This is a genomic window from Pokkaliibacter plantistimulans (assembly GCF_003194385.1).
Taxonomy (GTDB): domain Bacteria; phylum Pseudomonadota; class Gammaproteobacteria; order Pseudomonadales; family Balneatricaceae; genus Pokkaliibacter; species Pokkaliibacter plantistimulans.
The window spans coordinates 17,429-36,437 of the sequence record NZ_LAPT01000008.1 but is presented as its reverse complement, the minus strand read 5'-3'; the positions used below and the strand labels follow the sequence as shown (position 1 = coordinate 36,437).

Genomic DNA, 19,009 nt, shown 5'->3' with positions numbered 1-19,009 from the left:
GATGATTGAGCCGATTCGGCTGGGAGTACAGCGCCTGGGGGCGGACCTGATGGCCGGCACAACCCTGGCCATGACCATGATCCCCGAAGCCATGACCCTGGCCTTTGCTGCCGGGCTGGCCCCCCTGACCGGCCTCTACAGCGCGGCACTGATGCTGCTGGTGATTTCTCTGCTCGGCGGTCGCCCTGCCATGGCAGCAATGAGCACGCCGGCACTGGTACTGATCATGGCCGATCTGGCCGTCACCCACGGCCTGCGCTATCTGTTCGCCAGCGTCATCATGATGGGTCTGCTGCAACTGGGGGCCTGGGTACTGCGGCTGGGTAAATTTATCCGCATCCTGCCGCAACCCGTGGTGCTGGGCTGTATCTGCGGCCTGACAGTGGAAATTTTCTGGCAGCAGATGGGCTATTTCCATACCCCCACGACCGCATCCGGCACCTGGATGACCGGCACTACGCTGGTCAGCATGCTGTCAATCTGTCTGGTCACCATGCTGCTGATCCGCTTCCTGCCACGCTATGTGCCTTATCTGTCTCCCGGCTTTATCGCCATCGTGGTGCTGAGCTGGATCTGCATTGGCTTCCATATCGATGTGCAGACGCTGGCAGAAGTCACCGCCTGGTCAGGAGCCCCACCGCACCTGCAGTGGCCCAGCCTGCCACTGGATATGCCGACGCTGGCCATCGTCATGCCCTATGCCCTGCTGATGGCCATCGTCGGCCTCAGCGAAACGCTGTTTACCCTCAACGTCACCGATGAAGCCACCAACACCCGTGGCCGTAGCAATCAGGAATGTCTGGCACAGGGCATTGCCAATCTGGCCAGCGGCTGTCTGGGCGGCATGCCCGGCAGTGGTCACTTCGGCCAGTCCATGGTCAACCTGCAGAACGGTGGCCGCAGCCGCCTGTCGACACTGGTTGCCGTGGCCCTGATCATTTACTTCAGTACCTCCGGCCGCCAGTGGATGGATGATATTCCGGTCGGCGTTGTGGTCGGCATCATGCTGATGATCGCCTTCTCTACCTTCGAGCTGGCGTTTATCCGTATCGTCCGCAAGGTCCCGCGCCGGGAACAGATGGTCACCCTGCTGGTCGCCGTGACCACCCTGACCACCAACCTGAGCCTGGGTATGCTGGTGGGCGTCATCCTGTCAGCACTCGGCTTTGCCTGGGAGCATGCCAAACACGTCAGGGTTTTTGCCCACCTTGAGGGCGATACCCGGGTCTACGTACTGCATGGCCCGCTGTTTTTTGGCTCAGCCCAGTCTTTTCAGGGATTATTTCAGCCCGGCTCTGACCCGGACCGGGTGGTGATCGATTTCCGTTTCTCACGGGTATATGACCACTCCGGTCTGGAAGCAATCGAGCAACTGGTGGAGCGTTACAGTCAGGCAGGCAAAACCCTGCTACTGCGCCACCTCAGCACCAAGTGCCGGGCGCTGCTCAACGCCAAGGCTCAGGGGCTGGTAGAGATCAACCTGATCGAGGATCCGCAGTATCAGATTGCCAGTGACCTGAACTGATCTACCGACGTCGCCAGTGATGACGCGAATAGCAGAAAGGGCACCCGAGGTGCCCTTTCTGCTGCATATACCAACCGTAGAAACGCTTTGGGGGATTACTCCCAGCCCAGAGCATCCACACGCTGATAGCCACGGGGCAGCATGCTGCCACGCCGTCCGCGCTCTCCGCGATAATGATCAAGGTCATCGGCCTTGATACGCATATCACGCTTACCACTGGTGATGATCAGCACTGCCGTCTTCGGCATGACCATGGCGGCAACAACAAACTCCTCACGAGCCTCAGAACGGGCCGAGGGAATATTGATCATCTTGTTGCCTTTGCCTTTGGCCAGTTCAGGCAGCTCCGCCAGCGGGAACACCAGCATGCGGCCTTCATTACTGACTGCCACCACCTGCAACTCCTCCCCGGACGGAATCAGTGCCGGCGCCAGCATCTGGCTGTTACTCGGCAAACTGAGCACCGCCTTGCCCGCCCGGTTCTTACCGGTCAGCTCGGCCATTTCGGTTACGAATCCATAGCCTGCATCGCTGGCCAGCAACACCTTGTGCTTATCGTCAGCCAGACAGGCATGCACGATCTGGCCACCACTATCCAGCTTGATATGGCCGGTCAGCGGTTCACCCTGCCCTCTGGCAGAAGGCAGCGTATGGGTCGCCAGGGTGTAGGCCCGACCATGGTTATCGAACAGCACCGTAGGCTGGTTACTGCGGCCTTTGACTGCCAGCATAAAGGCATCACCGCTCTTGTAACTCAAGCCTTCAGCATCAACGTCGTGGCCCTTGGCGGAGCGAATCCAGCCCTGCTTGGACAGCACCACGGTCACCGGCTCATTACTCAGCAGGTCCGTCTCGCTGAAGGCTTTGGCCTCTTCCCGCTCCTTGATCGGTGAACGGCGGGCGTCGCCATATTTTTCAGCATCGTCGGTCAGCTCCTGCTTGATCAGACCACGCAGCGCAGCCTGATCAGACAGCAGATGCTCCAGATGCTTGCGCTCCGCCTCCAGCTCTTCCTGCTCGGTACGGATCTGGAACTCTTCCAGCTTGGCCAGATGACGCAGGCGCAGGTTCAGAATGGCTTCGGCCTGAATCTCTGACAGCTCGAAACGACGAATCAGCTCGGCCTTGGGCTCATCCTCATGGCGGATGATGGCAATCACTTCGTCGATGTTGAGATAGGCAATCAGCAAGCCTGCCAGGATATGCAGGCGATCATTGACCTTGTTGAGACGGAATTCCAGACGACGGCGTACGGTGCCTTCACGGAACACCAGCCACTCTTTCAGCAGACCAAGCAGATCCTTGACCTGTGGGCGGCCGTCCAGACCGATCATATTGAGGTTGACCCGGTAGCTCTTTTCCAGGTCGGTGGTCGCGAACAGGTGATTCATCAGCGCATCGGTATCTACCCGATTGGAGCGCGGAATAACGACCAGTCGCGTGGGGTTCTCGTGATCTGACTCATCGCGCAGATCCGCGACCATCGGCAGCTTCTTGGCCTGCATCTGCGCCGCAATCTGCTCCAGTACCTTGGCACCGGAGACCTGATGCGGTAACGCGGTAATCACAACGTCACCGTCTTCGATGATATAGCGGGCACGCAGTTTGACGCTGCCGCGTCCCTGTCGGTACATGTCCAGCAAGTCCCGACGAGGCGTGATGATCTCGGCTTCCGTAGGGTAATCCGGCCCCTTGATATGGGTGAGTACATCTTCCAGTGTCGCCTGTGGCTGATCCAGCAAGCGGATGCAGGCGGAGGCAACTTCACGGGCATTATGCGGAGGAATATCGGTGGCCATACCCACGGCAATACCGGTCGTACCGTTGAGCAGCACACCGGGCAAGCGGGCTGGCAACACCAGCGGCTCATCCAGCGTCCCATCGAAGTTGGGGCCCCAGTCGACCGTGCCCTGCCCCAGCTCACTCAGGTACAGCTCGGCAAAGGCAGCCAGACGGGCTTCGGTATAACGCATGGCGGCAAAGGACTTGGGATCATCAGCTGAGCCCCAGTTACCCTGACCATCGACCAGTGGATAGCGGTAGGAGAAAGGCTGCGCCATCAGCACCATGGCTTCATAGCAGGCGCTGTCGCCGTGCGGGTGGAACTTACCCAGCACGTCCCCGATGGTACGGGCCGACTTCTTGTACTTGGCGCTGTTTTTCAGCCCCAGTTCGGACATCGCATAAATGATACGGCGCTGCACCGGCTTCATGCCGTCGCCGATATGTGGCAAGGCGCGGTCCAGAATGACATACATGGAGTAGTCCAGATACGCCTTCTCGGTATATGCCTTGAGGGGTAAACGCTCGAACCCGCCGCTGTCGAACGAGCTGTTATCAGTCGTGCTATCTGTCATAAGCCCCTTCACTGCCCAATCATTGCAAACCGGGCCATTGTATAGTGACCACTGTGGATTTGAACAGGCTTTTACCGCCTTGCTCCTGCAATCCGCTCAGTTCGCCGGCTGCCGGTTTCTTCGGAGAAGCCTCCTCAGAACAACATGTTCAGAAAAGCAAAGGGCACCCGATGGATGCCCTTTGTTGACCCGGCCAGGATACGGTTTACTCAGTCACGTGGCGCATAGGCAAAAACATCAGAAAATATCTGTGCCTTGTGCAAACCTTCCAGAGTAAAAGCATCAAAGGCAGCATAGACCATGCCCGGCGAGCCACAGGCCCACACCAGTGCACGCGACAGGTCATGCTTGTCAGCCAGTACGGCTTCGTGCACCAGACCTGTCCGGCCCTGCCAGTCATCGCTGTTCAGACCATCGCTGACCACGGGAATAAAGTGCACATTGGCATGCTGACTGGCCCACAGTTCAGGCAGACCACTCCAGTACAGATCAGCCGCTTCACGCGCTCCCCAATAGATGTAAATGGGGTTAGGTACCGCTTCCGCCAGTGCCGTCTCGACCAGTGACTTGGCCTGCGAAAAACCGGTGGAGGCTGCCAGCATGATCAGCGGAATTTCTGCATCCAGCGGCGCCTGCCAGACGGCATCACCCGCTGCCACATGCAGGCTGATACTGCCACCTTCCTGCATGCGCGCCACCACCCGGCCAGACAGGCCATTACCTGCCATCACACGCACATGCAGCTCCAGCTGAGGCCAGTTAACGGGGCTGCTGGCCAGCGAAAAGGCAGGCTTTTCGCCGCTTTCCAGTTCCAGCAATACATACTGACCGGCCTGATAGGGGCACGCTACATCGGGTGCCTGCAAACGCACGCGAAACACATCATCGCTCATGGCGTCTACACAGACGATCTGGCACTCCAGCTTTATCACTCTCAATTCCTCTGACTCTTTCGCCCCTCGGTCACGGCCAACGGGGTAGTGTGCTTCTGGTGTGCAGTCGCATCCGCTCATTTTTCCCTTGGACTGGCGGCATGTCGCTGCTAACAAGTGGCATGATTCTACACAGCCAGCAGGCCTGTGCAGAGATCATGCAAGCAAATACCTGGGTGCAGGCTATGTTAAATCGATACCCAGCTCCTGCCAGATATCATCCACCCGCTGCTTGACGGCGTCGTCCATCCTGATCGGTTCGCCCCATTCACGCTGGGTTTCCCCCGGCCATTTGTTGGTCGCATCCATCCCCATCTTCGACCCAAGCCCCGACACCGGTGAGGCAAAGTCGAGATAATCAATCGGGGTATTTTCAATCAGCACGGTGTCCCGAGCAGGATCCATACGGGTGGTAATCGCCCAGATAACGTCCTTCCAGTCACGGGTATTGACGTCTTCATCGACCACGATAACAAACTTGGTATACATGAACTGTCGCAGGAACGACCACACTCCCAGCATGACCCGCTTGGCATGGCCGGGATACTGCTTCTTCATACTGACCACTGCCAGCCGGTAGGAACAGCCTTCTGGCGGCAGGTAGAAATCGACGATTTCAGGAAACTGGCGCTGCAGGATGGGGACAAATACTTCATTCAGCGCCACCCCCAACACAGCGGGTTCATCCGGCGGACGGCCAGTGTAGGTACTGTGGTAGATGGGTTTCTTGCGATGGGTGATACGTTCTACGGTAAAGACCGGGAAGCGATCTACCTCGTTGTAATAGCCGGTATGGTCGCCAAAGGGACCTTCGTCAGCCATTTCGCCGGGCTCGATATAGCCTTCCAGCACAAACTCCGCGCTGGCAGGCACACTCAGATCATTGCCGATACACTTCACTACCTCTGTCTTGCTACCGCGCAGCAAGCCTGCAAAGGCATATTCAGACAGCGTATCCGGTACCGGTGTCACTGCTCCCAGAATAGTGGCAGGATCAGCGCCCAGCGCCACCGCTACCGGGAATCGCTCGCCGGGATGAGCCTGGCACCATTCGCGGAAATCCAGTGCGCCACCTCGGTGAGCCAGCCAGCGCATGATCAGCTTGTTACGACCGATCAGCTGTTGCCGGTAGATACCAAGGTTCTGTCGCTCCTTGGCCGGGCCACGAGTAATAACCAGCGGCCAGGTGACCAGCGGCGCCGCATCCCCCGGCCAGCAGGTCTGGATGGGCAGCTTGTGCAAATCAACGGCATCCCCTTCCAGCACCACCTCCTGACAGGGGGCGGAGCGCACAACCTTGGGCCCCATATTGAGGACCTGCTTGAATATCGGCAGTTTTTCCCAGGCATCCCTGAAGCCTTTGGGTGGCTCGGGCTCTTTAAGGAAGGCCAGCAGTTTACCCACTTCACGCAGCGCTTCCACATTCTCGGCGCCCATCCCCAAGGCCACGCGCTCGGGCGTACCGAACAGGTTGGCCAGTACCGGGATGTCAAAACCCTTGGGATTCTCGAACAGCAATGCCGGGCCACCAGCACGTAATGTGCGGTCGCAGATTTCGGTCATTTCCAGATAGGGGTCAACTTCGACCTTGATGCGCTTGAGCTGTCCGCGTGCTTCCAGCTCACGGATGAAATCGCGCAAGTCCTGATATTTCATGGGGTGACAGTGTCCTGGTTGCTACGTGATGGGTTCACATAAGCGAAAGGGTAAGCAGTGCTTACCCTCTCTGTATACGCCTGTCGACGCATTGGTACCTGTTGCTTTCGCGGTCCGGCAGATCAGTTCCGCTTCATGGACAGGAAGAACTCATCATTCGTTTTGAAGTCCTTCAGCTTGTCGAGCACAAACTCGATAGCAGCAGCGTCTTCCATCGGATCCAGCAGCTTGCGCAGAATCCACATGCGTTGCAGCTCTTCATCGCTGGTCAGCAGGTCTTCACGGCGAGTACCGGAACGACGGATGTTAATGGCCGGGAAGGTACGCTTCTCAGCAATACGACGATCCAGATGGATTTCCGCGTTACCCGTACCTTTGAACTCTTCAAAGATAACGTCGTCCATCTTCGAGCCAGTATCCACCAGCGCGGTTGCGATGATGGTCAGGCTGCCGCCCTCTTCGATGTTACGGGCAGCACCAAAGAAGCGCTTGGGTTTTTCCAGGGCATGGGCATCCACACCACCGGTCAGTACCTTACCTGAGGAAGGAATAACGGTGTTGTAGGCACGGGCCAGACGCGTGATGGAGTCCAGCAGGATGACAACATCCTTCTTGTGCTCAACCAGACGTTTGGCTTTTTCGATAACCATCTCTGCGACCTGAACGTGACGCGCAGGAGGTTCGTCGAAGGTCGATGCCACCACTTCACCGCGCACGGTACGCTGCATCTCGGTCACCTCTTCAGGACGCTCATCGATCAGCAGAACGATCAGGTAACATTCAGGGTTATTGCGCGAGATGGAGTTGGCGATGGTCTGCAGCATCAGTGTCTTACCCGCTTTGGGAGGTGACACGATCAGAGCACGCTGGCCTTTACCGATGGGGCAGATCAGATCAATTACACGGGAGGTCAGGTCTTCTGTACTGCCGTTACCCTGCTCAAGCAGCAAACGCTCATTGGGGAACAGGGGAGTAAGGTTTTCAAACAGGACTTTGTTCTTGGAGGCTTCAGGGCGGTCATAGTTGATTTCGCTGACCTTGAGAAGGGCGAAATAGCGCTCGCCATCCTTGGGTGGGCGAATCTTGCCAGAGATGCTGTCACCCTTGCGCAGGTTGAATCTGCGGATCTGGCTGGGCGAGACGTAGATGTCGTCTGGGCCTGCCAGGTAGGAACTGTCGGCAGAGCGGAGGAAACCAAAGCCATCCTGGAGGATTTCCAGAACGCCATCACCGTAGATGTCTTCGCCACTCTTGGCGTGCGACTTGAGGATGGCAAAAATCACATCCTGCTTACGGGAACGGGCCATGTTTTCCAAGCCCATCTGGTTGGCGATTTCCAGCAGTTCTTGAACAGGTTTTTGTTTGAGCTCGGTTAGATTCATAACTTGCAGTCAGAGACGCGAATGGTCGCAGTTAAATAACGGACGGGATCGCCATGCAGCCTACGAATAACGAGTAGCTTAGGCCTTCCGGAAACGAGATCGAGGTCAAATGACTGGTGAAAAGCAAAGTCTTAGATGACTGAGAAGACGCCGGAGAAACCAAGGCGAGGTTAAAAGAACGAGTTTCTCGATAAGTATGTGTAGCTAGTAACGGAGATCAGTACTGGTGCCGAGGAAAGGAACATATCGACGACTGATGTCCAGACTGGTTGAGCGATAATAGGTAAAAAATAACAGGCTGTCTATTCAATGAGCGCTTATTTCCGCGCTAATTTCTGCCCGATGTTGATATATGGCAGGGAATCCGGGCTACATCATAAACAACAAGAGTCCTGCACAGGCAGAACCCTTGTAACACTTGCGCTATTACAGGTTAGCGTCAAGGAAGGCGCTCAGCTGAGACTTGGACAGTGCGCCAACTTTGGTGGCTTCGACGTTGCCATCCTTGAAAATCATCAGAGTAGGAATGCCACGAATACCGAACTTGGGCGCAGTATCGGGGTTTTCATCGATGTTTAGTTTGCACACTTTCAGGCGGTCACCGTACTCTTTGGCCACTTCTGCCAGTACGGGAGCGATCATTTTGCAGGGTCCACACCACTCTGCCCAGTAGTCAACCAGCACAGGACCAGCGGCCTTCAGCACTTCTTCTTCGAAGGATGCATCAGAAACGTTAACAATCTCGCTCATGAATCTTGTCTCCAGATGGATGGACTTAGCAAAGGCGACTGGTCAACATCTTAGCATCGACAACAAAGAGGTCAAAAGCATGATATGGGACGACCAGAAGATAATTTTTGCTTGGGTTTAAAGGCTATTCTGCTACTCTACGACTCATTCAGGAGCCTGTCTGAAAGGCAGCAGTTCTAATGCCTCTACAATCAGTGACTCCTTAAATATGGCCTGCCCAAGCTATTTCAAGGGAAACGATGGTAGTTGATACGCTTTTTTCTCAAGACACCACTGATTCACCTCTCGTCGCCGCAATCGATCTAGGCTCCAACAGTTTTCACATGGTATTGGCCCGCCTGGTGCAGGATGACATCCAGATCGTCGACAAGATGGGTGAAAAGGTGCAGCTTGCAGCTGGCCTGGATGATCAGGACCACCTGTCAGAAGAGGCCATACAGCGTGGTCTGGAGTGCATGACTCGCTTTGCCCAGCGCATTGCTGGTATGCCCAAGACAGCGGTCAAGATTGTTGGCACCAATGCCCTGCGTGCAGCCCGCAACCGTGAAGAATTCATCCTGCGTGCTGAAGAAGTCATGCAGCACCCCATCGAAGTCATTGCCGGTCGTGAGGAAGCACGCCTGATTTATCTGGGCGCAGCCCATGCGCTGGCCGATGACAAAGGCCGTCGTCTGGTCATCGACATTGGCGGCGGCTCAACCGAGTTCATCATTGGCGAACGTTTCGAGCCGATGCATCTTGAAAGCCTGCATATGGGATGTGTTTCCTATAACCAGCGCTTTTTCGCCGATGGCGTCATTTCCGACAAAGCCTTCCGCCGTGCTGTGTCAGCTGCTCAGCGTGAGCTGATGACGATCCGCAACCAGTTCCGTCGGGTTGGCTGGAACAGCGTAATTGGCTCCTCCGGCACCATCAAATCCATTGAAGCCATCTGCGTTGCGCAAGGCTGGACTACTGAGGGTATTACCCCCGAGGCGCTGCAAAAGCTGCGCAAAAAGGTGATGACCTGCAAGCATATCAGCGAGCTGAAGTTCGAAGGTCTCAAACCTGACCGCCAGCATTTGCTGCCAGCAGGTCTGGCCATACTGTGGGCCACCTTCTTCAGCCTCGATATTACGCTGATGCGCAAGTCTGATGGCGCCCTGCGTGAAGGCCTGCTGTATGACATGCTCGGCCGTATGCACCATGAGGACATCCGTGAGCAGACCGTTGATGTGCAGATGCGCCGCTATCATGTCGACCGCCGTCAGGCAGCACGCGTGGAAAACTCAGCCCTGATCGCGCTGGCGCAGGTGAAACCACACTGGAAGCTGCTGGACGAAGAAGAGTTCCACAGCCTGCTGAGCTGGGCCGCCCGGGTCCACGAGATGGGACTGGCCATTGCCCACTCCAACTTCCACAAGCATGGTGCTTATATTCTGGAAAATGCCGATCTGGCGGGTTTTACCAAACAGGAGCAAATGGCGCTGGCCAGTCTGGTGCGCTGCCATCGCCGCAAGATCAGCAAGAGCGTATTCGAATCTCTGCCGGGCAACTACCGTGAAGCCTGCTTCAAACTCTGTCTGCTGCTGCGGCTGTCAGTCCTGCTGCATCGTAATCGCAACAAACAGCGCCAGCCGGCATTCACGCTCAGTGTCGATGGCAACAAGGTTACCGTGTCCTTCCCGGTCGGCTGGTTGGACAGTCGTCCGCTTACCCGTGACGAACTGACCGAAGAGGCCAGCTATTGGCGTGATGCAGGTATGGTGTTGGAGATCGCCTGAGGCGCAGCGCCCCACTCCTCTGAATGGTGACGACCGCATTTGCGAACGTCACCACCTTCCCTTTATCAGCCCGTCAGGCTGAATCAGTTTTTGCTCTGTACTTCGCGTTTCTGTTGCTCAAGCTGCTCCCACACCGGGTTGCCCCACAAGGGGACGGCCGACAGCGAGTGCTTGGGGCTGCCATTGCTTTCCTTGGTGGAATAGCTGACATAGAGCAGTGTCCGGTTAGCCTCATCATAGATGCGCCGTACTTTCAGGCTTTTGAACAGTACACTTTTCGATGTCGAGAAAATCACCTCACCACTCTTTGAACGATCAATGCCCTGCAGCATCTGCAGCGTGATCGGCCCGGTCTGACGACAGGCAATGGACATATCCGATGGATCAGCCAGATCCAAATCAGCCTTGATGTGGCTGATATAGCAGGTCACACCTTCGATTTTGGGGTCAGACAGCATTTCCAGCTTGATGTCCTTGGTGGTGAACAGCCCGAGGCTGACATCTCCTACCTCGTTTTTGTCTGAACAGCCTCCCAGCGCCATTACGGCTGTCAGCACAACCGTCGACAGTTGCCATGATTTCACCTGAACTCTCCCTTCCAAGACCTTCTGGTCGTCCGTATGGGGCACGATACGCCAGCACAGACGGCATAACAGCCACCGACCTTATCACACACGCCACACATCACCGGCATCAACAGACGTAAAAAAGCCGGTGCCCTGAGGCACCGGCTTACTTGGGTAAAAGGTTGACGACAATAATCAGTTAGCTGCGGCGGCCAGACGTTCCAGCAGGATCTGCTGGGCGGAAATGGGTTCTTCGCCTTCCTGCATCTGCACTCTCACATAGGAACCATCCTGTTGCAGCTCCCATGCCTGAGTATTGTCTTCCAGATACAGGTCCAGGTCTTTCTTCACACGCGGCGCGACACGCAATGGCTCCATGGGGAAACAGGTTTCCACACGGTAGAGCATGTTGCGCTCCATCCAGTCGGCACTGGCAGCATAGATTTCCGACGCACCGTCATTGAGGAAGTAGCACACCCGGCTGTGCTCAAGGAAGCGACCGATGATAGAACGCACACGGATATTCTCTGACACCCCAGGTACACCAGGGCGCAATGAGCACATACCACGCACGATCAGATCAATTTTCACCCCAGCTTGCGAAGCACGATAGAGGGTACGAATCAAACGTGGCTCGGTCATGGAGTTGACCTTGATGATAATGTGCGCATCCTTGCCGGCTTGCGCATGGCGCATTTCCCGCAGAATGAACTCCACCATCTTGGGATGCAGCGAGAACGGCGCATTCAGCACCTTGCTCAGACGCAGAATCTTGCCCATGCCGGTCAGCTGCTGGAAGATTTTGTGCACATCTTCACCTACTTCCTGATCCGCGGTCAGCAGACTGTAGTCGGTGTACACACGGGCAGTGCCCTGGTGATAGTTACCCGTGCCGAGATGCACATAACGGCGCAGCTCGTTATCTTCCTGACGGACGATCATCATGATCTTGGCGTGAGTCTTGTAGCCCACCACGCCATACACCACGACCACACCGGCTTCCTGCAACAGGCTGGCGAGCTTGAGGTTGTTCTCCTCATCGAAGCGGGCACGGATCTCAATAACAGCGGTCACTTCCTTGCCGTTACGTGCTGCTTCAATCAGCGCCGCGACGATTTCCGAATTATTACCCGTGCGGTACAGGGTCTGCTTGACCGCCAGCACCTTGGGATCACGGGCGGCTTCACGCAGCAGATCGACTACAGGAGTGAAGGACTCGAAGGGATGCTGCAGCAGCAGGTCACGCTGGCGCAGGGTCTCAAACATGGACTTGCGATCACGCAGGCGCTTGGGCAGACCGGGCGAGAATGAGGCGTAGCTCAGCTCAGAACGGTTCACCAGCTCTCGCACCGCGCCCATACGCGTCAGGTTGACCGGGCCATTGACCTTGTACAGCTCGGTCTCGCCCAGACCAAACTCCTTGAGCAGGAAGGCAATCATGTCCTCGGGGCAGTTATCCGCCACTTCCAGACGTACCGCCTGACCAAACTGGCGATGCTGCAGTTCACCCTTCAGGGCGCGGGCCAGATCGTCGACTTCTTCCGAGTCAAAATCGAGGTCCGCGTTACGGGTCAGGCGGAACTGGTAGCAACCCAGCACTTCCATGCCGGGGAACAGCTCGTCAGCAAAGGCGTGAATCACCGATGACAGGAACACCAGATTGTCACCACCGCGGCAGAGTTCATCGGGCAGACGAATCAGGCGCGGCATGGAGCGCGGAGCAGGAATAATGGCCATGCCTGAATCACGACCGAAGGCATCCTTCCCTTCCAGTGCCACGATAAAGTTCAGACTCTTGTTGACCAGACGCGGGAAGGGGTGCGCCGGGTCCAGCCCGATGGGCGTCATGACCGGCATCAGGGTGTTGAAGAAGTATTCACGAATCCACTCACGCTGTGCCTTGGTCCATTCGCGACGGCGCAGGAAACGGATATTTTCCGTCTGCAACTGCGGGATCAGCGTGTCATTGAGGATCTCGTACTGACGCTTGGTCTGCTCATGGCACATTTCACGAATACGGCGCAGGACTTCGTGTGGCTGCAGGCCATCAGGACCGACCTTTTCACGTCCGAAGCGTACCTGACGCTGTAACTCGGCCACCTTGATCTCAAAGAACTCATCCAGGTTGCTGGAGAAGATCAGCAGGAACTGCAAACGCTCAAGCAGCGGGTAACGCTCATCCAGAGCCTGCTCCAGCACACGAATGTTGAAGTGCAGATGGCTGAGGTGGCGGTTGATATACAGCTCGGGTGAAGACAAATCGATGCTGGGCACCGGCTCTTCGACCACTTCCTCAACCACGGTGTCCTTTTCCGGCTCCACCGCCGGCAGGGTATCCTGTTCGGCAGTAGGCTCTTCAACCGCCGCGGGCACCTGCTCCGCTACCATTTCCTGTGCGACCGTGTTCATAGCGCTCCTCACTTAAACTCTTATCGTTGACAGCAGCCCGGCCTCCCGTAGCCGGGCTTTCTGCGTCAGTTGTTAATCAGTTGCGCCGCGCGCTTGGCAAAGTAGGTCAGGATGCCATCCGCGCCTGCTCGCTTCATCCCTACCAGCGCTTCCATCAGGCAGGCATCGGCGTCAATCCAGCCATTCTGCCCGGCGGCCATGTGCATGGCGTACTCGCCAGAAACCTGATAAACGAAGGTAGGCACACCAAACTCATCCTTCACGCGACGCACAATATCCAGATAAGGCATGCCGGGCTTGACCATCACCATGTCAGCGCCTTCCGCCAGATCCAGTGCCACTTCATGCAGTGCTTCGTCGGAGTTGGCAGGGTCCATCTGGAAGGTAAATTTGTTGCCTTTGCCGAGGTTGGCGGCTGAGCCCACCGCATCACGGAAAGGGCCGTAGTAGGCTGAGGCATACTTGGCGGAATAGGCCATGATGCGGGTATTGATGTGGCCGTTTTCTTCCAGCTCATCACGGATACCGCCGATACGCCCATCCATCATGTCGGAAGGTGCCACGATGTCGGCACCGGCTTCGGCATGGGACAGCGCCTGACGAATCAGCGTATCGACAGTACGGTCATTCAGGACATAACCGCTGGCGTCGATGATGCCGTCCAGACCATGGGTGGTGAACGGGTCCAGAGCCACATCAGTAATGATGCCCAGTTCAGGGCAGGCGTCCTTGATGGCGCGGGTGGCACGCTGGGCCAGGCCGTCAGGATTGTAGGACTCTTCGGCCAGCTCGCTTTTCAGATGAGCAGGGGTGACCGGAAACAGTGCCATGGCCGGGATACCCAGACTGACCAGCTCTTTGGCTTCACGCACCAGCAAGTCGATACTCATCCGCTCAACGCCGGGCATGGAGGCCACCGGCTCACGCTGGTTGTCACCCTCAAGGATAAATACCGGGTAGATCAGATCGTTGGTAGTCAGCACGTTCTCACGCACCAGTCGGCGGGAAAAATCATCCGCTCGATTACGGCGCATACGGGTTTCCGGATAAAAACGCTGGCTGGAATTAAAACGCACTTGAGGCCTCCTACACGCACGGGCTCTATTCTTTGACAAAATTATGACAGCAGCATGACATGGCCCGGCAAGAATACGCCTGAGGCCGCCAGTTGCAAGGATAGTTCATCCTCGCCACGGGTCATGAAACCGGGTGAATACCGTTATTGCGGCTGGCGACTGGTCGCAACAGCGCCAAGCCACCCATTAACCGCCACTGTTCACATAGCGCAGTCAGCTTGCCGTGCCTGCCGGTTCCAGATCATTGCCGTAAAGTGATGCCGAATTGTAGACCCTTGCCCGCAGCTTCCCTATGACAAGAAACATATTGGCGCGAATTAGCAGCCTGCTGGCAGGACGAATCCGCCACCGCGCCACGGATTAGTGCAAAGAGGGTTGATCGGTGCCGGAGTCCGACTCTATAAAGGAAACAGGATCAGCCCCAGAACGTATTCACGAGCCAGACAGGGCGAAAAGCGCTGAGGTAGCGCCTTTATATCCGTGACACAGGGCTGCAGACACGGATGAGCTTCCACCTTTCAACACCGTATGGCCGATGTGCAGCAACTCATGAACACGTTCTTCTATGCCGACTATTGAGAGCACTATGACCCTAGCCCCATCCTCTGTGCCCGTCGCCACCCTGCGCGACACCCTGTTGCCGGCGTTAAATCAGATCATTCTTGGCAAGGAGCTAACGCTCAAGCTGGCCGCTACCTGCCTGCTGGCAAACGGCCATCTGCTGCTGGAAGACTTGCCGGGGATGGGCAAGACCACCCTGTCTCATGCTCTGGCCAAAGTATTCGGGCTCAGTTATCGCCGCATCCAGTTCACCAGCGATCTGCTGCCCGCCGACATACTGGGCGCATCGGTCTATCACCCTGAGCAGCAGCATTTTCGCTTTCATCCCGGCCCTATTTTCAGTCAGGTGGTCCTGGCCGATGAGCTCAACCGGGCGACGCCCAAGGCACAGAGCGCTCTGCTGGAGGCCATGGAGGAATATCAGGTCAGCATCGAAGGCGAAAGCTGGCCGCTGCCGCAACCCTTCTTTGTCATTGCCACCCAGAACCCCCAGCACCATGCCGGTACCTATCCCCTGCCTGAATCCCAGCTGGATCGCTTTCTGATGCGCCTGTCGCTCGGCTATCCCGATCCGGCGGCTGAGCGACGCCTGCTGCGCGGTGATTCCGGCCGCGAAGCCCTGCACAGCCTGCAGCCTGTGCTGAGTGCCGAACAGCTGCAGCTGCTGCAGCAGGATGTCCAGCACGCGAGCGTCAGTGAAGGGCTGCTGGACTATGTCCAGCGTCTGGTCAATTACACCCGCCAGCACGAACAGATTGAACTGGGCCTGTCACCGCGTGCGGCTCAGGCATTGCTGCGGGCCGCCCGCAGCTGGTCACTGCTGAGCGGGCGCGACTATGTGCTGCCCGATGACGTGCAGGCGGTATTCGTTGCGGTGGCCGGGCATCGTCTGCACGGCACAGGGGACCAGCCCGGCGCCCACCTGGCCCGCCTCTGCCTGCAACAGGTACAGGTGGTCGCCTGATGCGCTCCTGGCTGCAGAACCCGCCTTCCCTGCTCCTCAGCTGGCGCCGCTACTGGCAGGACTGGAGCCGTCAGCGTCTGGCCAGCCATGACCGCGTGCGTCTCGATCAGCGCCGCATCTTCATTCTGCCCAGCCGCAGCGGGCTGGGTTTTATCGCGCTACTGGTGCTGCTGCTATTGCTGGCGATCAACTTCCAGAATGCGCTGATCTATGGTCTGTGTTTCTGGCTGGCGACCATCATGCTGCTCCTGACTTTGCACACCTACCGTGGTCTGCATGGTTTGCAGGTACATACGTTGCCCGGCCAGCCCTGCTTTGCCGGGGAAACGGCGCTATTCCGTCTGCATCTGCAGCGGGAAGCGAAGCAGAGTGGCTGTGTACTGGCGTTATCCTGGCCCGGCGGACCGGCGATCAGTGTCGATTTGCTCAACCATGCCAGCCAGAGCGTCGATCTGCCCTACCCGGCAACCCAGCGCGGCTGGCTGCGTCCACCACGGCTCACCCTGCAGACCACCTATCCCGGCGGCTTGATTCGGGCCTGGACCTACCTGATCTTCGACTGGCAGGCACTGGTCTACCCGGCTCCGATGGCGGTGCCGCCCGCCCTCAGCAGTGACAGTGAAAGCGAACACAGCGACAGCCAGCCCCTCAGTGCCGGCGGTCAGGATTTCCATGGTTTGCGCAGCTATCAGGCAGGCGACAGTCTGCGTCGCATCCACTGGCCAGCCTACGCTCGCAGCGGTCGCCTCTACAGTCGCACCTTCAGCCAGAGTCTGCGTCAGCATGACTGGCTGGACTGGCAGGCAATGCCCGGCCCCGGCAGCGAAGCCCGATTGTCACAACTGTGCAGTGAAATCCTGCGGATGGAACAGCTTCACCAGTCTTACGGGCTGCGCCTGCCCAATCAGCAATTTGCGCCGCGGCACGGCACGGCTCATCAGGCGACCTGTTTAAAAGCGCTGGCCCTGTACGGACTGGAGGAACCCCGATGAACGGCGGCGGACTGCTGCAGCGCCCGCAGCTGTATAGCCTCAGCCTGATGCAACTGGCGGTGATGCTGAGCCTCGCTCCCCATCTGCCGTTGTGGCTGCTGGGGATTCTGCTGAGCTGTGCCGGCTGGCGCTTGTCACGCCCGCGCCATGCCTGGCAGATGCCGCCACTGCCGGTCAAGCTGCTGCTGATCGGTGCCTGCATCGCCGTGTTCTATTTCACCCATCTGTCATTACGAACCATGGAAGGGGTCGTCGCCCTGCTGGCCAGTGGCTTTGCCCTGAAGACCCTGGAGGTAGGCTCACGCCGTGATGGTCTGGTGGTGATCTTCGCGGGCAGCTTTGTGCTGGCCTGCAGTTTTCTGTTTGACCAGTCGCTGTGGGCCAGCTGCTATGTGATTTTCTGCCTGTGGATACTCCTGGCCACCCTGCTGCACTTGCATCAGCCGCCACTGCAGCGACGTTCGCCATGGCAGCCCTGCTTCAGCAGAGCGGCTGTGCTGATGGCCCAGAGTCTGCCACTGATGGTGGTGCTGTATCTGGTATTTCCACGCCTGCCGCCACTGTGGACCATGCCCCTGCAAAGTGGTCAGGGTCTGACGGGCATCAGCGATCGCGTGGCACCCGGTGAGCTGGCCAGTCTGGCGCAGTCCAACGAACTGGCCTTTCAGGTCAGTTTTGATGGTGCGCCCCCTGCCCAGCGTCAGTTGTACTGGCGTGGTCTGGTGCTGAACCGTTACGACGGCAGTGCCTGGGTACCGGCGCCCTTTCCCGGCCCGAGTCAGCAACAGCAGCTGGCACAGACACAGCTGCGCACGCTGGCCGATGCCGACCCCGGTCAGGCGGTCAGCTATTCACTCATTATGCAGCCCAGTGGCCAGCGCTGGCTGTTTGCCCTGGCTCCGGCAGAAATACTGCAGGGCCAGGCCACGGTCAGCTATGACGATACCCTGCAGGCCAGCAAGCGTCTGGACGACACCCTCGGACTACGGCTGCGCAGCTACCCTGACAGCCCGCGTGACCGCCTGCTGCCTGACTGGCTGAAACGGCAGAGCCTGCAACTGCCCGCCATGGGCAACCCCCGCACCCGCACGCTGGCCGAGCAGCTGCGACACCGTTACAACGACGACGCACTGTTACTGCAGGCCGCCATGGCGCTCTACCGTCAGCAGCCGTTCACCTACACCCTGACGCCGCCGACCTACAGCGGGCTCAATAGCATTGATGACTTCATGTTCGACGGACAGCGAGGCTTCTGCGCTCACTTCGCGGGCAGTCTGGTTTATCTGCTGCGCGCTGCTGGCATTCCGACCCGGCTGGTCGTCGGCTATCAGGGCGGGGAGTGGAATGGTCGCGGCAACTTTCTCACCGTCCGTCAGGCAGAAGCTCATGCCTGGGCCGAAGCCTGGGTGAGTGACAAAGGCTGGCAGCGGCTCGATCCGACGGCCATGGTGGCACCGGATCGTATCGAACGCAGCACCGATCAGCTGGCCGATATGGAAGGCGCGCCCTTACTGCGCCGCACTCTGCATGCCCTGCCCTGGCTGCAGCTGGCCAGACAGCAGATGGATGCCTGGCAGTACGCCTGGCAACGGGCGGTGGTCAACTACGGCAGCAACCAGCAATTCCAGCTGTGGCAGCAACTGCAAAGCTTTTTCAGCAGCGACTGGCGTCACTGGCTGTGGCCGTTGGCCGCTCTGCTCGGCCTGTTTACCGCCTTTGCCACCATCAGCGGTGTCTGGCGGCGCCAGCCCAAGGCACTGGAAGTACAGCTGCTGGAACAGCTGTGTACACGCATGGCACAGCGAGGGCTGACGGCCAGCATGAGCATGACGCCACAGCATCTGGCCCAGATGCTGATGGAGGCCTATCCCGCTCAGCAACCCGCCATCGATGGCTTTTTCGCACTGCTGCAACAGCGGCTCTACCAGCCCGGCCAGCAGGTGTCTGCGGCCAGACTGCGCCATGCCTATCGCACCCTCATACGCCTGTTGCGCCAACGCCCTGCCCCGACAGGCAGATCGTAACCATGCGGGTGAATCCGGCTGTGGTAGAATGGCCGCTTTCCCGTTCTGTCAG

13 protein-coding genes are annotated in these 19,009 nt (G+C 57.9%); 5 read left to right on the top strand and 8 right to left on the bottom strand.

The window, feature by feature from the left end:
• Position 1 precedes the first annotated feature (1 nt).
• Positions 2–1,525 (top strand): SulP family inorganic anion transporter, encoded by a 1,524-nt coding sequence (locus WH50_RS02685; RefSeq protein ID WP_165838281.1) that lies wholly within the window; start codon positions 2–4, stop codon positions 1,523–1,525.
• 95 nt (positions 1,526–1,620) lie between these two features.
• Here WH50_RS02685 and parC read toward each other — a convergent pair whose 3' ends face one another.
• The 5 genes from parC to trxA all read right to left on the bottom strand — a co-directional run bounded on the left by parC (position 1,621) and on the right by trxA (position 8,602).
• A complete protein-coding gene (gene parC / locus WH50_RS02680; RefSeq protein WP_110185906.1) occupies positions 1,621–3,882 on the bottom strand; it encodes a DNA topoisomerase IV subunit A in 2,262 nt (753 codons plus the stop codon).
• A gap of 209 nt (positions 3,883–4,091) precedes the next feature.
• Positions 4,092–4,814: an NAD(P)H-flavin reductase gene (locus tag WH50_RS02675; RefSeq protein ID WP_165838280.1), complete on the bottom strand. Its 723-nt coding sequence runs from the start codon at positions 4,812–4,814 to the stop codon at positions 4,092–4,094.
• Between the two features lie 183 nt (positions 4,815–4,997).
• The gene (gene ubiD / locus WH50_RS02670; RefSeq protein WP_110185904.1) at positions 4,998–6,470 is read right to left on the bottom strand and encodes a 4-hydroxy-3-polyprenylbenzoate decarboxylase; all 1,473 of its coding nucleotides are present in this window, start codon (positions 6,468–6,470) and stop codon (positions 4,998–5,000) included.
• Between the two features lie 122 nt (positions 6,471–6,592).
• Positions 6,593–7,852 carry a transcription termination factor Rho gene (gene rho, locus WH50_RS02665; RefSeq protein WP_104152170.1) on the bottom strand — a complete coding sequence of 420 codons (1,260 nt, stop codon included), beginning with the start codon at positions 7,850–7,852 and terminating at the stop codon, positions 6,593–6,595.
• Between the two features lie 426 nt (positions 7,853–8,278).
• The gene (gene trxA, locus WH50_RS02660; RefSeq protein WP_104152171.1) at positions 8,279–8,602 is read right to left on the bottom strand and encodes a thioredoxin TrxA; all 324 of its coding nucleotides are present in this window, start codon (positions 8,600–8,602) and stop codon (positions 8,279–8,281) included.
• A 239-nt stretch (positions 8,603–8,841) separates the two neighbouring features.
• On the opposite strand from trxA, the gene ppx reads away from it, so the two are divergent.
• Positions 8,842–10,365, top strand: a complete 1,524-nt coding sequence (gene ppx / locus WH50_RS02655; protein ID WP_110185903.1) for an exopolyphosphatase — start codon at positions 8,842–8,844, stop codon at positions 10,363–10,365.
• Positions 10,366–10,448: 83 nt separating this feature from the next.
• Here ppx and WH50_RS02650 read toward each other — a convergent pair whose 3' ends face one another.
• From WH50_RS02650 to hemB, 3 genes are all read right to left on the bottom strand, one after another.
• Positions 10,449–10,949: a CreA family protein gene (locus WH50_RS02650; protein WP_341476817.1), complete on the bottom strand. Its 501-nt coding sequence runs from the start codon at positions 10,947–10,949 to the stop codon at positions 10,449–10,451.
• A gap of 177 nt (positions 10,950–11,126) precedes the next feature.
• Positions 11,127–13,340, bottom strand: a complete 2,214-nt coding sequence (ppk1, locus tag WH50_RS02645) for a polyphosphate kinase 1 (RefSeq protein WP_243409964.1) — start codon at positions 13,338–13,340, stop codon at positions 11,127–11,129.
• A 65-nt stretch (positions 13,341–13,405) separates the two neighbouring features.
• Positions 13,406–14,416 (bottom strand): porphobilinogen synthase, encoded by a 1,011-nt coding sequence (gene hemB / locus WH50_RS02640; protein WP_110185901.1) that lies wholly within the window; start codon positions 14,414–14,416, stop codon positions 13,406–13,408.
• 586 nt (positions 14,417–15,002) lie between these two features.
• Here hemB and WH50_RS02635 point away from each other — a divergent pair.
• The 3 genes from WH50_RS02635 to WH50_RS02625 are packed head-to-tail and all read left to right on the top strand — an operon-like array spanning position 15,003 to position 18,957.
• Positions 15,003–15,941 carry an AAA family ATPase gene (locus WH50_RS02635; protein WP_110185900.1) on the top strand — a complete coding sequence of 313 codons (939 nt, stop codon included), beginning with the start codon at positions 15,003–15,005 and terminating at the stop codon, positions 15,939–15,941.
• A complete protein-coding gene (locus tag WH50_RS02630) occupies positions 15,941–16,933 on the top strand; it encodes a DUF58 domain-containing protein (protein WP_110185899.1) in 993 nt (330 codons plus the stop codon). The genes WH50_RS02635 and WH50_RS02630 overlap by 1 nt, the downstream gene beginning before the upstream one ends.
• Positions 16,930–18,957 (top strand): transglutaminase TgpA family protein, encoded by a 2,028-nt coding sequence (locus WH50_RS02625; protein ID WP_110185898.1) that lies wholly within the window; start codon positions 16,930–16,932, stop codon positions 18,955–18,957. The genes WH50_RS02630 and WH50_RS02625 overlap by 4 nt, the downstream gene beginning before the upstream one ends.
• The last annotated feature ends 52 nt before the right edge of the window (positions 18,958–19,009 follow it).